General features: G+C 46.3%; 12 protein-coding genes and 2 pseudogenes. All 14 read right to left on the bottom strand.

Translation table 11 applies throughout. The features are described 5' to 3' along the window. Positions 1 to 4 precede the first annotated feature (4 nt). Positions 5 to 385: a MaoC/PaaZ C-terminal domain-containing protein gene (locus HP568_RS17310; RefSeq protein ID WP_173629745.1), complete on the bottom strand. Its 381-nt coding sequence runs from the start codon at positions 383 to 385 to the stop codon at positions 5 to 7. Between the two features lie 12 nt (positions 386 to 397). Then, positions 398 to 805: an FAS1-like dehydratase domain-containing protein gene (locus HP568_RS17305; protein WP_173629744.1), complete on the bottom strand. Its 408-nt coding sequence runs from the start codon at positions 803 to 805 to the stop codon at positions 398 to 400. Between the two features lie 120 nt (positions 806 to 925). Then, positions 926 to 1,744 (bottom strand): annotated as a pseudogene (locus HP568_RS17300) (acyl-CoA dehydrogenase family protein); the annotation flags it as partial. 93 nt (positions 1,745 to 1,837) lie between these two features. Beyond that, entirely contained in the window at positions 1,838 to 3,019 is a 1,182-nt protein-coding gene (locus tag HP568_RS17295) for a lipid-transfer protein (RefSeq protein ID WP_173629743.1), read from the bottom strand. A 172-nt stretch (positions 3,020 to 3,191) separates the two neighbouring features. After that, positions 3,192 to 4,370 carry a CaiB/BaiF CoA transferase family protein gene (locus HP568_RS17290; protein WP_173629742.1) on the bottom strand — a complete coding sequence of 393 codons (1,179 nt, stop codon included), beginning with the start codon at positions 4,368 to 4,370 and terminating at the stop codon, positions 3,192 to 3,194. Further along, positions 4,367 to 4,783, bottom strand: a complete 417-nt coding sequence (locus tag HP568_RS17285) for a PaaI family thioesterase (protein ID WP_256434938.1) — start codon at positions 4,781 to 4,783, stop codon at positions 4,367 to 4,369. The genes HP568_RS17290 and HP568_RS17285 overlap by 4 nt, the downstream gene beginning before the upstream one ends. 240 nt (positions 4,784 to 5,023) lie before the next feature. After that, positions 5,024 to 6,928 carry an alkyl/aryl-sulfatase gene (locus HP568_RS17280; protein ID WP_173629740.1) on the bottom strand — a complete coding sequence of 635 codons (1,905 nt, stop codon included), beginning with the start codon at positions 6,926 to 6,928 and terminating at the stop codon, positions 5,024 to 5,026. 60 nt (positions 6,929 to 6,988) lie between these two features. After that, entirely contained in the window at positions 6,989 to 7,504 is a 516-nt protein-coding gene (locus HP568_RS17275; RefSeq protein WP_254551300.1) for a zinc-binding dehydrogenase, read from the bottom strand. Then, positions 7,495 to 7,809: a hypothetical protein gene (locus HP568_RS17270; protein WP_173629739.1), complete on the bottom strand. Its 315-nt coding sequence runs from the start codon at positions 7,807 to 7,809 to the stop codon at positions 7,495 to 7,497. The genes HP568_RS17275 and HP568_RS17270 overlap by 10 nt, the downstream gene beginning before the upstream one ends. 140 nt (positions 7,810 to 7,949) lie before the next feature. Then, the gene (locus HP568_RS17265) at positions 7,950 to 8,918 is read right to left on the bottom strand and encodes an electron transfer flavoprotein subunit alpha/FixB family protein (protein WP_173629738.1); all 969 of its coding nucleotides are present in this window, start codon (positions 8,916 to 8,918) and stop codon (positions 7,950 to 7,952) included. 21 nt (positions 8,919 to 8,939) lie between these two features. Then, positions 8,940 to 9,707 carry an electron transfer flavoprotein subunit beta/FixA family protein gene (locus HP568_RS17260; protein WP_173629737.1) on the bottom strand — a complete coding sequence of 256 codons (768 nt, stop codon included), beginning with the start codon at positions 9,705 to 9,707 and terminating at the stop codon, positions 8,940 to 8,942. Positions 9,708 to 9,740: 33 nt separating this feature from the next. Beyond that, positions 9,741 to 10,276, bottom strand: a pseudogene (locus HP568_RS17255) (SDR family NAD(P)-dependent oxidoreductase); the annotation flags it as partial. 351 nt (positions 10,277 to 10,627) lie between these two features. Continuing rightward, a complete protein-coding gene (locus HP568_RS17250; RefSeq protein ID WP_173629736.1) occupies positions 10,628 to 11,878 on the bottom strand; it encodes an MFS transporter in 1,251 nt (416 codons plus the stop codon). 284 nt (positions 11,879 to 12,162) lie between these two features. Next, the gene (locus HP568_RS17245) at positions 12,163 to 14,229 is read right to left on the bottom strand and encodes a sigma-54-dependent Fis family transcriptional regulator (RefSeq protein ID WP_173629735.1); all 2,067 of its coding nucleotides are present in this window, start codon (positions 14,227 to 14,229) and stop codon (positions 12,163 to 12,165) included. Positions 14,230 to 14,263: the final 34 nt, after the last annotated feature.

The following is a 14,263-nucleotide window of genomic DNA, read 5'->3' as shown; positions in this document are numbered from 1 at the left end:
CTCATTATCCTTTTCTAACCTCAAACTGGGCACTGACCTTCACTTCTCCTGCTTCATTGACGGCTTCTGCTTCACATAGCCAACGATCTTCCTTTTCAGCTACAACGGAGCCTTTTACGATGATTTTTTCTCCCGGTCGCGTCATACCTCGAAACCGAACGGAGAACTTCAAGAGATCATCTGCATGAAACCACGTATGGATTGCTTGCCCGACAAAACCCATGATCATCATGCCGTGGGCGATGACGCCACCAAGCCCCGCTTTTTCGGCAACGGGCACTACCGTATGAATAGGATTGAAATCACCTGAGGCTCCGGCATAGCGGACGAGCTGGCTATGCGTTATTTCTTCTTTATAAAGCGGTTCGAATGGTTTACCGATCATGTTCAGTCCCCCCTAATGTCTTTCGATGATGGTCGAACGTCCAACGACAACGGTTTCACCATGTTGATTGACGAACTCTTTTTTGATGACGACGAAGTTCATGGCCGCTTTTGTGTATACGTCCTCCACTTCTCCATAAACCGTTATGTCATCCCCGATTCGGATTTTGCCTAAGTACTCATATTCTTGTCCACCGTGGAGAACTTTTTCAATTTTCAGACCCAAATTCATTGAGACGGACGTTTGAGAACCCCAAAATTCGATGACAGTGGGAAACGTTGGGGGAATGAACTCGTCCTCACCGTCAATGGACTGATTATTATCAAGGGCGCACAATAGCTCCCTGACTTTGCATCGCTCCACTTTATAAGTAAAAGGTTCCAGCTTGATCCCAACCCGATCGTCTTTTTGTTTGTTCATGAGTTTCCTCCCTGATATGGCATCGATTAACCGGTTGAGTTGTTCTTTCTTTTCTCTTCGCCCACCAAAGCTCTGCGGACAGTATTACGCCTACATCCCGAGATTTTTTGCGATAATGTCCATGGAGACTTGCGTCGATACATTTTCTCCATTCATATGCCGGTAGGTCAGATCATCGACAAAGGTCTGAGCCATGGAAATTTCCGTAGCCATCTCCGCCATCTCGAATTGTGTATTTTGAAAGGAACTGATTGGTTTACCGAAAGCGTGTCGCTCTTTTACGAAAGTCATGGTCGTCTTGAGCATCTCTTCAGCCACAACTAACGCGCCAATTGCGATCATAATCCGCTCTTGTTGCAGCTTATCCATCAGGTAGTAGAAGCCCTTGCCTTCTTCACCAAGCAGATTGGATACAGGGACACGTACATCCTCAAAAATCAGCTCTGCCGTATCCGTAGAATGCTGCCCCAATTTCTTCAATTTGCGACCACGAGAAAAACCCGGTGTACCGTCCTCAACTAAAAGGATGCTGATGCCTTTATGAGCAGGTGTAGCTGTTAGGTCTGTCTTGACGCAAATGAAGAATAGCCCTGCATTGATTCCATTAGAGATAAATGTTTTTTGTCCATTGATGATATAGTGGTCTCCATCTCGCACGGCAGTTGTCCGCATTCCCGCCAAGTCGGAGCCGATGCCTGGTTCCGTCATGCCGATCGCTGTCGTAATCTCACCAGATACGCATTTGGGCAAGTACTTTTTCTTCTGCTCCTCGGTACCGTAGCGTTCCAAATAGGGAACGATAATGGAACTACTCATACTTGCCAAGCCGCCTACTCCAACTCGACTCAATTCTTCGGCCAAAACCATGTGAAAACCAAAGTCGAGTCCAAGTCCGCCGTACTCAGGTGCAACTTGCGGGCATAGAAACCCTTGCTCGCCAGAAAAGGGCGATTTCTTTTAAATAAATCAAATGTCGCTGGCTTCGATGCCGGAATGGTTTGTGACATCAATTATCCCTCCAAGTACAGTTGATTAGCCGATACGATACATCGTAACGACACACGCCCCGCCAAGGCCCAGGTTATGCTGGAGAGCGACACGCGCACCCTCGACCTGCCGTTTGTCCGCCTGGCCACGCAGCTGCCAAACTAGCTCGGTGCATTGTGCCAGACCAGTTGCGCCCAATGGATGACCTTTTGACATTAAACCGCCTGATGGATTGACAACGTAGGTTCCACCGTATGTGTTATGGCCATCGCGGATGAACTTTTCTGCCCCGCCTTCTTCACACAGTCCCAAGCCTTCGTAGGTAATAACCTCATTGGGAGTAAAGCAGTCGTGGAGCTCTACTACGTTGACCTCATCGGGACCGATCCCGGCCATTTCATAGACTTGATCTGCTGCACGGCGGGTCATATCAGCTCCAACTAGATTGAGGAGAGACTCATGTGTCACATCGGTGTCTGTTGTGAGCGCCTGCCCCACAATTTCAACGGCATTGGTAATCCCGTGCTTAATCGCGAAGGACTCACTGCACACAATCGCTGCCGCAGCTCCACAGGTTGGGGGGCAAGCCATCAGCCGTGTCAAATTCGGCATTAAGGCTGGAGCGTTCAATACCTCTTCCACCGTCAGCGGCTTATGAAAAAGCGAATAAGGATTCTGAATGGCATGACTTCTCGTTTTCACAGATACTTTGGCAAAAATGTCTGGGTTGGCTCCGTACTTTTCAAGGTATTCCTTTCCTGCTGCTCCAAAAAACTTAATCGCGTTCGAAGTGGAATCCGGCACGTCTGGCCACAGCTCTTTCAAGCGATTTTGTGCCCACCCTAACGGAGGAGTCCGATCTGTCCAGACACTTGCCAGTGCGCCTGGTTTCATTTCTTCAAAACCAACTGCCAGTGCGCAATCTACCATACCCGATTCGACTGCTTGCCTCGCCAAAAATAGCGCAGTAGAACCGGAAGAGCAGTTATTATTGACGTTAATGATCGGAATCCCTGTCATCCCGACCGTATACAAAGCTCGTTGCCCACATGTACTGTCTCCATATACGTAGCTCGCATAAGCTTGTTGGATGTCAGAATAGTGAATGCCCGCCTCTTCTATTGCACCTTTGACTGCTTTGGATGCCATCACTTCATACGGTTCATGCGAGCCAGGCTTAGTAAACGGTACCATATTTACTCCGATGACTTTTGTTTTTCGACTCATGCTTCTTCCCCCTTTGGACGATCACTGAACTTTTCACATCTATTAGGTAAAGCAAATGTCGTGCCAACACGTTTTTTCGCCAATGATCGACTCTGTCAAAGTCTCCTTGCACATTGTGTATGTGTTGAATACAAAAACAACGATAGAACTGTATAAAATCCATACACTCCTCTTAAACAAATACCTCTTTTTCCTTAAGCACTGCAATTTGTGCGTCGGTATAACCCAGAGATTTCAATACCAGAATAGAATGCTCACCAAGTTTGCTTCCGATATGCTTATATTCTGGCTGGGCTGCGGAAAATTTGATTGGAAAACCAAATTGTCGCTGTGTTGTTCCGTCCGGTTTCGGTACATCCACAATCATCTCACGCGCCTTCAATTGCGGATGCTCGCACGCTTCTGCAAAAGTGAGTACGGGTTCAACACACGCTTCCATCTCCTGAAAAATAGCTGTCCATTCAGAGAAGGTTTTCGCTCGAAACGCGTTACGAACATAATCTTTAAAAGCTTGGACATCCTCTGGAGATTCGCTGAAAGACAATGGCAACAGATCCTCGCCTCCTATTGCCTCGCACAACAGCTTGCGGAATTGGGGTTCGAGACTTCCTACAGAAAAATACCGTCCATCTTTTGTTTCATAGTAGTCGTAAAAGATCCCGCCGTTTAACCGCATTGCCTCTGCCTGAGGCTCCACTCCACACGCAAGATAACCAGCGCCATGGATCGTATTCAGTACGAATGCAGCATCCGTCATGCTGACATCAATGTATTGACCTTCACCCGTCCGCTCGCGATGCAGTAAAGCTGCCAGCATCCCGATCACGGAATGAAGCGAACCACCCGCAATATCAGCGATATGAAAACCATGCGGAGACGGAGGCGATCCTTTGCGCCGGGAGTAATCATTGATTCCTGCAATGGACAAGTAGTTGTTGTCATGCCCAGGTCGATGATGGTACGGTCCAGTCTGACCATATCCGGTGATGGAACAATAGATTAGTCGTGGGTTAATCGCTCGCAGCGTCTCAAATCCAAGACCGAGTCGCTCCATGACCCCTGGACGGAACTGCTCAAGGACAATGTCGTATTCTTTTACGAGCTCTTTCACGATCTCTACGGCCTCTTGCTTTTTCAGATCCAGTGCGATGGAAGATTTCGAGCGATTCAAATAGCCATGGGCTGCCGTTACTCCCCCATCTACTTGCTTGCCTTGTCTGATACTGTCAGGTCGGGTGAACGATTCCACGCGAAGAACTTCTGCTCCCAGATCAGCCAGCATAGTCGTGGCAAAAGGCCCCGGCAGTAAATTCGAGAAATCTAGCACTTTATAGCCTCGTAACAAGCTCATTCTTTCACCTCATTCAGATTTTTGGGTAACTGTTTAAAGGTAGCGCTGGCTATCGCCAGAAGTTTGCCTGTACCGTTTCGTACTTCTCCCTCGCCTGTTGCAAGACTTTTGCCTATATGGCGGATTTTTGCTGTTCCGACGATGAGATCACCCTCTTTGGCAGAGGCCAAATAATGAATGTTTAAATTGACCGTGACCAAGCGATGCCCCGTATGCGTGCGGATTGTCAAACCAATCACGTGGTCGAGCAAGCTCGCTATGACACCTCCGTGCAACAAATTTCCGGCATTCAACAATTCAGGCGTGATGGGCAGCTCAACTACCACATGACCTTCTTCCATACGGGTAATTTGCATGCCAATATGTTGCTCGAATCCTGCTTCTATCCTTTTTGGGCGTTCTGTAATGGACATACTCTCACCTCGCTTTACTGTTTACTAAGACAACATCAGTGTTGGTTTATATAGAAATGCAAATGCCATGCCATGCCAAAGAAGCTTCGTTCATATTTGAATGAAATGCATGCGATGTAAGTTCTTTGCGCAAGAAAATCGTACACATCTAAAACAGTTGTATGAAATCTATACAAGATGACAGTCGACAACCAAAACAAAAAACCCTTGATTTCTCAAGGGTCAACTCACGGGCTCCTATTAAGGTGTCACAATAGCGGGAAATGGATCAAAGTCATCCAATAATGCTAAAAACCCGTTGATATGAGTCGCGTCACCGGATACTTCTATTTTTCCCGTTGCCATAGCTTGATCGAGTGGTAGACGACCAAGCATCAATGCAAAGAAGTTCATGCGATCCGTAACTATCGTAACATCTGGATGAGTGGCATGCTTATTTCCTTTGTTCACGAGAACGGAATTTTCCAGATACATCACAAACGATTGGTCTGAATCTGAGATCGTTACATTCATCGTGAGCTTTTTGCCATCTGCTTTTGGGCCGTTAAGTTTCACGGCTAACAGGGTTAAGAAATCGGAAATGGGCATGTAGGTAATGATTCCCGATACATCAACTGAAGAGTTGTCCTTATTGACCCCATTGCGCAGCTCTTCGGCCCCAACCAAATACATGTTTCGCCAATTCGCGGATTCCGCTTGATACCCCAATTGTTCAAACGCATTGGCCAGCAAATTCTTCGCTTCTGTATGAGTGGGATCAGCCATGACCACATGCTTGAGTACTTGCGCCACCCAGCGATACTCTCCTTTTTCAAAATCAGCTTTTGCCTGCTGCAAAATGTTACTTGCCCCACCCATGTACTGAACATATTTCTCGGCAGCTTCCACCTGTGGCAGCGGGTCCAAATCAGAAGGATGCGCACTGTAATAGCCGAGATAAAAATTGTAGATCCCTTTTACGTTATGCTTAAGCGTTCCATAGTACCCTCGATTTCCCCAGTATTTATCTAAGGTGTCGGGAAGCTTGATTGTTTCTGCTATTTCCTCCATTGTATATCCGTGATTGGCTAAACGCACCGTTTGATCGTGCATGTATTTATACAGATCGCGCTGCATTTTCAGATGCGCAATGGCGTTTTCTTTGCCCCATACTGACCAAGCATGGATCATTAACAGGGCATCAATTTCTTCTGCCTCAAACAAGTCAATCGTCTTATCCAGGGCGTTTGCCCATAGCAAAGCATCTCGCGTTTTTGCTCCTCTAACGGTGTAGATTTGATGCATGGTTTTATTGGCATTTTCCGAGACAAACAATGCTTTGTAATCGCGAATATAGAAATGCATTTCAGCAGGTGCTTCTGTATTGGGCGTTAATAAAAATTCGAAGGTGATTCCGTCGATTTCCATGGTCTGTGTCTCGTTTACGATATCAACCGTAGGCAGTGCAAAGCTGAACTTACCCGAATTGGTTACAGGGCCAATCCCTACAGAAATTGTTCCAGTAGTGCTGACGGGTAGATTTTTACCAAATTGATACCCAGCACGACGAGCCATAATCGTACCAAGCAGCACATTTTCGCTCAGTGCTTCTTTTGTAAAATGCTGTGGTGCGATAATCGGGATGTCGGGATTCTTCGCATACTGAAGTGCGGCTTCGGTACCAGCAAAATGATCTCCGTGACTTTGGCTGATAATAATGGCGGTAACCGGTTTTTTTGGACGATGCTGATAATATAACTCCATCGCGGCTTGCATGGATTCTACCCCTGCTAACGTATCAACAACAATGACTCCCTCTTTACCTTCGATGAAAAATGTCGTGACGATAGATTGTCCACGAATTTGATAAACGCCCTCTAGTACTTTGAACAACCCTGTAATCGCATGCAACTGAGAATTTCTCCACAAGCTAGGATTTACGGTATCGGGTGCTGGCTGATCAAGGAACCCGAGTTTTTCGATGTCCCAAACGACCTTTCCAGCCTCATTTTTTATGACTTTTGCTTCGATGGGAGCGAGGTAGCCTCTATTTGCATCCGCGAAATCTTGCTTGTCTTCAAAATGGAGAGAGGCATAAACGGCCTCTTGTGCTTTTTTAGTAAAAGGCGTCGCCGGCAATGACTGATTAATTTTCGAATCTGCCATTTCTATACCCCCAAAGGTTTATTTTTTTGAATATTCATCGGATATTTTGTCCATGGGCCCCTATTTGTATACATTTGGAAAAACACCAAGGCCATCGCTACGGCAAGAGCGATGGTCCGTAAAGCACGGCAGTTCATCCAAGAACTTGTTAATCACCGTAACTCCTACACCCGCATACGTATTCATTTCTTCAAAAGATGCATGGTTCTCTTCCAAGGAGATTGTTTTCGTGACCAGTTTCCCAGGGGCAAGACGCCCGCTTTTCACTAAACGAAGCATCGTTGAAAATTCAGGCAAAGGCATGCCGATCGACCCGATAATCTGCGCTTCTTGCCGGAGCAAAAAGTTAATAGGGACGGGAGTAAGACCGCCGTTCGGATTCGAGCTCATGCCAATCTGGACATGTCTTCCCCGTTTTGTGAGACTCAAGAGCGCATTTAAAAACGTTTCTTGGATACCAAGCGCTTCAATGGAGACGTTCGCACCGCCTTTTGTTATTTCGCGTACCGCTTCTGGCGCGTTTACTTGCTTGCTGTTTACGACAGCCACTGCTCCCAGCTCTTTCGCTACTGCCAATTTTTCGCAGTTGCCCCCACGCTTTGCGTATCGACTTCGACAGGCTGCATCCTTTGTTCCAAGTTGGCGATAAACCGATCAATCTCCTGAATAACGCCGAGTACTTCTGTTGTCACGGCTTCAAAAGAGGGCTTCTCCAAATCTTGCTGGAGCGCTTGTAAAATAGCTGGAGTGTGCGTACGATTGGCTGTTTTTAGTTTCTGTAATTTTTGGATACGTTCCGCGGCACTTGTTCCTTTGACAACATGCTGCTGTTTCTTTTGCAATTCGAATACTTGCTGAATTTGCTCCGTAACATCAACCATCAAGAATGCCCTCCGAACATTCGATGTGAGAAAGGATGTCTAGATAATCCTTCTATACAAAAGCAAGGATCATACCAAAAGAAAATCATTGTTTATTGTAGACAAATCGTCATTTGTTTGAGGGGAGTTGTTTGAAATCATTACGATACGAGCACTTTCTTCAATTCTTCCGTCAACAGTGGAACGACTTCAAACAAGTCTCCCACGATTCCGTAGTCGGCAATTTGAAAGATTGGGGCTTCCGGGTCTTTGTTAATGGCCACGATTATCTTTGAATTTGACATCCCCGCCAAGTGTTGAATAGCACCTGAGATGCCGCACGCAATATACAGATCGGGTGTTACTACTTTTCCTGTTTGTCCGATTTGCAAGGAGTAATCGCAGTAATCGGCATCACAAGCTCCACGGGAGGCTCCCACTGCTCCACCAAGTGCTTGAGCCAATTCTTGCAGTGGTTGAAAGCCTTCCGCGCTTTTCACACCACGCCCACCCGCGACGATGATCTTGGCCTCGCTGAGATCGATACCACTTGCTGTTTTTCGCACGACTTCCTTGATGATGGTACGAAGATCAGTGATTTCTGGCTGAAATTCTACGAGTGTAGTTTGCACTGCCGTCTCTATGATTTCAAAATTATTGGGGCGCAGGGTTGCGAACACCATTCCTTCTTGGAAGTTCTTTTTCTGAAACGCTTTCCCCGCATAGATCGGACGAACAAACGTGATTTGCTCTCCGTTTGTCTCTACAGCCGTACAATCTGAAATGAGTCCCGCTCCGCATTTGGCTGCCACTCTTGGAGAGATATCTTTTCCCAATGATGTATGACCAACCAAGACGGCGTCTGGTTGCACTTCGTGAATGAGTTGCATAAATGCTTGGCTATACGCCTCAGAAGTACCCGTAGATAGCGCTTCGTTTTTCGTTATATACAAGGTAGTGGCTCCGTATTTGCTGATATCCTGCACATACGCCTCCGCATTCGGCGAGAACAGCGCCGCGATGACTTCTCCTCCTGCCGCGACCTGATTCGCGACAGTTAACACCTCGAAAGATACATTTCGTAATTTTCCGTCCTTTACTTCGGTAAACACCAGAACCTTTTTGCTCATGATGAATCCTCTCCTTTTTCTTTATATGACCTTCGCTTCTGTGCGCAGCAGCTGTGCCAATTCGGTTACCTGTTCCTTGATTTCTCCGTTCATTAGGCGACCTGCTTGCTTCTTGGCTGGCAAATACTGCTCGACAATCGTTGTGCGGGCCTTTCTCTCATCAATGGCGAGAGCCAAATCTTCCGGAGTCAAGCGCTCCATTGGCTTTTTCTTCGCTTTCATAATGCCTGGCAAAGACGGGTAGCGCGGCTCATTTAACCCTTGCTGAGCTGTCGCCAAGAATGGAAAACTTACTTCGATGACCTCCATATCGCCTTCTACGTCTCTTTCGACCGTCGCTCTGTCGCCATCGATTGTAAGCTTCGTAATCGTGGATATATGTGGGATACCCAGGGCCTCTGCAACCCGAATCGCAACCTGTCCTCCCCCCGTATCTACTGACGTATTGCCCCCAAGAATCAAATCAAATGACTGATCCTTGATGGCTGCTGTGATCAAGCGAGCAATCGTATATTCATCAGCTTCGGTTTCACCTGGATCGACGAGTATCGCTTTATCCGCTCCCATCGCAAGTGCGGTTCGAAGTGCGCCCTCCGCACGTTCTGGGCCAACGGTGATCACGGTGACCTCTGCTCCGTTTTCTTCCTTGAGCTTGACTGCTTCCTCGACAGCATACTCGTCATAAGGATTCACGATAAACTCGATGCCTTCTTCATTGATCTGCCCGTTCTGAATCACGATTTTTTCTTCGGTATCAAAGGTTTGTTTTAACAAGACTAAAATGTTCATCTATGTTCTCCTCCAGGCTTCGTTTCTTTTCGTTTACTTCGGCTGCATTCGCAGTGCACCATCTAAACGGATGACTTCCCCGTTTAACATCGGGTTTTCGATAATGCTTTGAACGAAATGGGCAAATTCATTCGGCTGTCCTAAACGCTGCTGGAATGGCACCATGGCGCTTAGCGCTTGCTTGAGATGCTCGGGAGCTCTGCCTAGCATGGGCGTCTCAAAAAGACCTGGTGCGATTGTAACGACACGAATGCCATACGAGGATAGATCCCTTGCAATCGGAAGCGTCATCCCAACGACTCCTCCCTTCGAAGCACTCCTATTTTTCCTTCAAAGGCAGCAGCAGAAGCTGTATTGACGATAACACCTCTTTCCCCTTGCTCGTTCGGTTCGTTTTCGCTCATTTTCTCAGCCGCTAACCGAATGACATTAAAGGTTCCGATCAAGTTGACATGAATAATTTTGGTAAGCAGAACGAGATCGAATGGGCCGTTTTTGCCATACATTTTCTGGGACCCGCCGATACCTGCGCAGTTAACAACCGCCGTTGTCTTGCCGAATTTTTCCACACCTTGGTCTCATGCTGACCTGAAATTGGCTTCTTCGACGACGTTTGTCTTAAGTAGAGAACCTGTCCGCCCAGCGCTTCAGCGAAAGTGATGCGCAACTCTTCTTTGACCGCAGCACGTAATGCGTTCATCGGTGGATTGTCGATAGTGACAATCGCGATTCTCTCTCGTTTACAACCTTTACCAGACTCATCGCTGTCTCTCCTTACATCTCGATTTTGTAAAAAAGAAATAGCAAATGTCATGCCAACGCAAACAAGTAGTTTCATAGGACAAAATCAATACGAAAGCTGTCGGATTGTTTGATTTTCAAACAGGCATTCCAACCAAACTATCTTCTTTTCAGACATTTTACACGGTCTCTACATGAGGTGGAACTTCTTTGGACGGTTGATCCGGTCTGACAAACAACAAAAAGAGAATCCCCGTTACGATGAAAAGCCCCACAATGACGTACAGTGAGTAATGAAATCCGAGCACAAGGTTATTACCTGCTGCTTGCACTAAAATTCCTGTTATAACCGGAGCAACGATGGAAGCCATATTGGTAATGAACGAAAAAATGCTCGTCATGAAACCAGCGCGTTCAGGCATGAGCTTAATCAATATTTGCGGACCTACAGCAGCATTACTGTAACTCGATGTTTTGGCTAGACACAAAGCAATATAAATCCAGATAAAAGACTCAAAAGCAGGCATCATAGCGAGAAAAAGGCCACCGATGAGCGTGACGATCCCTGGTACCAGAACCCGCGATTTGAAATAGCTATTGGTTTTCTTATAAATGCGATCTGAAATGGATGAGAGCAGCAATACCATGACGGTGGCTGCAATACCGCTTCCAGCGACTGCATAAGCCATGTTCATTGGCTCTAGTTGCAGTACCTTTGTCATATACAGTGGCAGCCAAACGAGTAACCAAGTGGAGAGCCACAGCGCAGAGAACGCTAAAGCGAGGGTCAGAAAACAAGCGGGATTGCGCAATACGGGAGCTATATCAGCCCATCTCAACTTTTTCACATGGGATGGAGCCGTTTGATTACTTGGATGATTCTTGTTTTTTCGATCCACAAACAACCAGACGAAAACCAAAATCAGACTGACGACACCTAAAAGTGCAAACGTCAACCGCCAGCCATACTTTTCTATCAGGGCAACAAGAATCGGCGCTGAAATAATTCCGCCGACACTGGCACCAGAGACGATGACAGCAAACGCTATTCCTCGTCTTTCGGGAGGAAACCATTTGGCAGCGTGACTCATCGCTACCGGAGTAAACGGCCCCTCAAACGCTCCCAGCATTAACCGATACAAGATCAGCATCGGCAATGTCATAATGGCGTAGGAACCAAACTGCAGAACTGTCCAGGCAAGCAATAGAACCACGATCATTTTCGAAGTCCCGATACGATCTGACCATGTCCCTCCTAATAAAGCTGAGATGGCAAACAACCAATAAAAACTGCTTCCGACCATTCCCCATTGGGCACTATTCAAGCCAAGCTCCTTCATCAACGGATCAGCTGCATATCCAATGATCGCCTTATCCGCATAGTTGATGACATAAGCAAAAAACAAGAGTGTTAGGACAATCCAGCGCATGTAATTACTCCCCTTCCATTCTTTAGCTGTTATTGAAAACGGGGAAAATAGCAAGATGAGTTGGTAGGGTTTCCTCCTTTCGGGTACAACCTTTAATTAGACGCAATATTCAGAAATAGCAAATGTCATGCCAACCACACATGATTCTTTACTTTCTCTTCCTTTCCTTTTGGCTGGATGTTGTTATGTATAGTGATGAAACACACCTTACAGACAGATGTAGATAATACAGACAAGTTGGCATAAAAAAATGACTTCCGTCCCATCCAGAAGTCATCCACGCTTTACTCTTGTACCGTTAATTGGTATTTTTTCAGACGATCATATAGCACGGATCTGCTTACTCCCAGTAATTTGGCAGCCTTGGATTTGTTGCCGCCCGATTGCTCCAACGCTTGTTGTACGGCCGCTCTTTCTGCCTTTTCCATAAGGGAGCTCTCTGAATCAAATGAGAATGCGGTGAATTCATTTTTTCCATGACCCAACATGTATTCGGGCAAATCTGCCAGCTCGATTTTTCCGTGTTCACTGAACAGCATCGCGCGCTCCATGACATTTCGAAGTTCACGTACATTGCCCGGCCAATCGTAATCGATCATGGCTTTTTCGGCAAGCGGGTCAATTCCCGTAATGCTTGTCCCGTTCAAGCGATTTAATTCTTCCATGAAGAAAGGAATAAACACCAAAATATCTTTTTTCCTTTTCGCCAGTGGCGGGATTTCAAAAGAGATGACGTTTAATCGATAGAACAAGTCGTTTCGGAATTCCCCATTTCTGACCATTTCCTCCAGGGAACGATGCGTTGCTGCTATAATGCGTACATCGACTTGGATGCGCTCTGTTCCACCAACCCGATAAAATTCCTTTTCTTGGAGGACACGAAGCATTTTCGCCTGCAGTTGCAGCGACATATCTCCTACTTCATCTAGAAACAGAGTTCCCCCATTTGCCAAATCAAACTTCCCTTTTTTACCTTTTTGCTTGGCACCCGAGAAGGCTCCTTCTTCATATCCAAAAAATTCTGATTCCAATAAATGCTCTGGGATCGCGGCGCAATTGACCGTTACAAAAGGGCCATTACTGCGCCAGCTCATGCTGTGGATCGCATGGGCGAACAGCTCTTTTCCGGTTCCACTTTCGCCTCTGATCAGAACTGTCGAATTTCCTTTGGCTGACTTCATGGCGCTACGTATAATTTTCTCCATCTGGGGGTCTTGTGTGAGAATCTGCTCAAATGAGAAGCGGGAGGTCTCGTGCTGCACTTGTGGGGTTTGCTTCTCTTCTTTTTCACTCTTTTCCAGTCTACGTACAACTTCTTTCATTTCGTGCAGGCCACGGAAGGAGATTTTTCCGATAACCCCGATGATTTCGTCGTCTTTCATAATGGGGACGCGATGCACGGTATATCGAATGCCTTTTACCTGCATCATCTCGCTATATTCCGGTAGACCTGATTTCATGACGCGGTCGAGTCCCAATTGAGGGAGGACGTCATGGATTGGCTTGTATAAAATCTGCGATTCTTCAAACTCAAAAAGTTCAAGTAAGGATGGACTCACGAAGTTAACTTCTTTCCATTCATTGATCATGATAAGACCTTCGTACGCATTATCGATGACCGTCTGCAAAATACTCTTCCATTTGACTACGCTCTGTAACTCCTGGGCCATTTTTTCCACTTGTGATACATCTTGAAACAAAAGGATACACCCTTTTTTCCCAAAGCGAGAAATACGGGTAACAGCATGACTATTCCCTAGTTGTAGCCGATAATGATCGGAAGGCTCCATGGACTCTAATTGAATACCTGAAATGAGCGAAGTTACCTCACGCTGGAGCAGTTCTGCTTGTGTCAGCCCTGTCATTTTGCAAATTTTCTGATTTACGAAGGTAATCCGTTCAGAATCATCTGTGATGATCGCGCCGAGCTCTGATCGTACCAGAATTTCTTCTAGTTGATCCTTCAAAGAACTTGTAGCTCGAAACAATGTGAAAATGATGTCCGTTTTGGTAAGCATTCCGGTCACTTGGTGGTCATCATTCAAAATGACGATGTTCCCTACTTCTGCTCTTTGAATGATTTCTTGGATGTCGCTGACCGAACTGTCAATGTGAGTCCAAATGACGTCTTTTTTAATGAGTGGATGAATGACGCTCGTCAATGGTTGTCCATCCAGAATGGCTTGATTGAGGCTGCTTCTGGTCAGCACTCCATGCAATTTTTGATACTCATCGGTAACAGGAATCGTATCCCATTTAGTCCGCTGTACGAATTGAATAGCGTCAGACAAGGTATGTTCGGGGGAGAGACACTCATGTACGGGAGTAATGATATCCCTTAGCTGGGGCATTTCCTTCAACTCCATACATTTATTTTGGGCTGTT

Source organism: Brevibacillus sp. MS2.2, assembly GCF_013284345.1.
In the GTDB taxonomy this organism is placed as follows: Bacteria; Bacillota; Bacilli; order Brevibacillales; family Brevibacillaceae; genus Brevibacillus; species Brevibacillus brevis_C.
The sequence above is the reverse complement of the archived record's forward strand: the minus strand, read 5'-3'. Positions and strand labels throughout refer to the sequence as shown.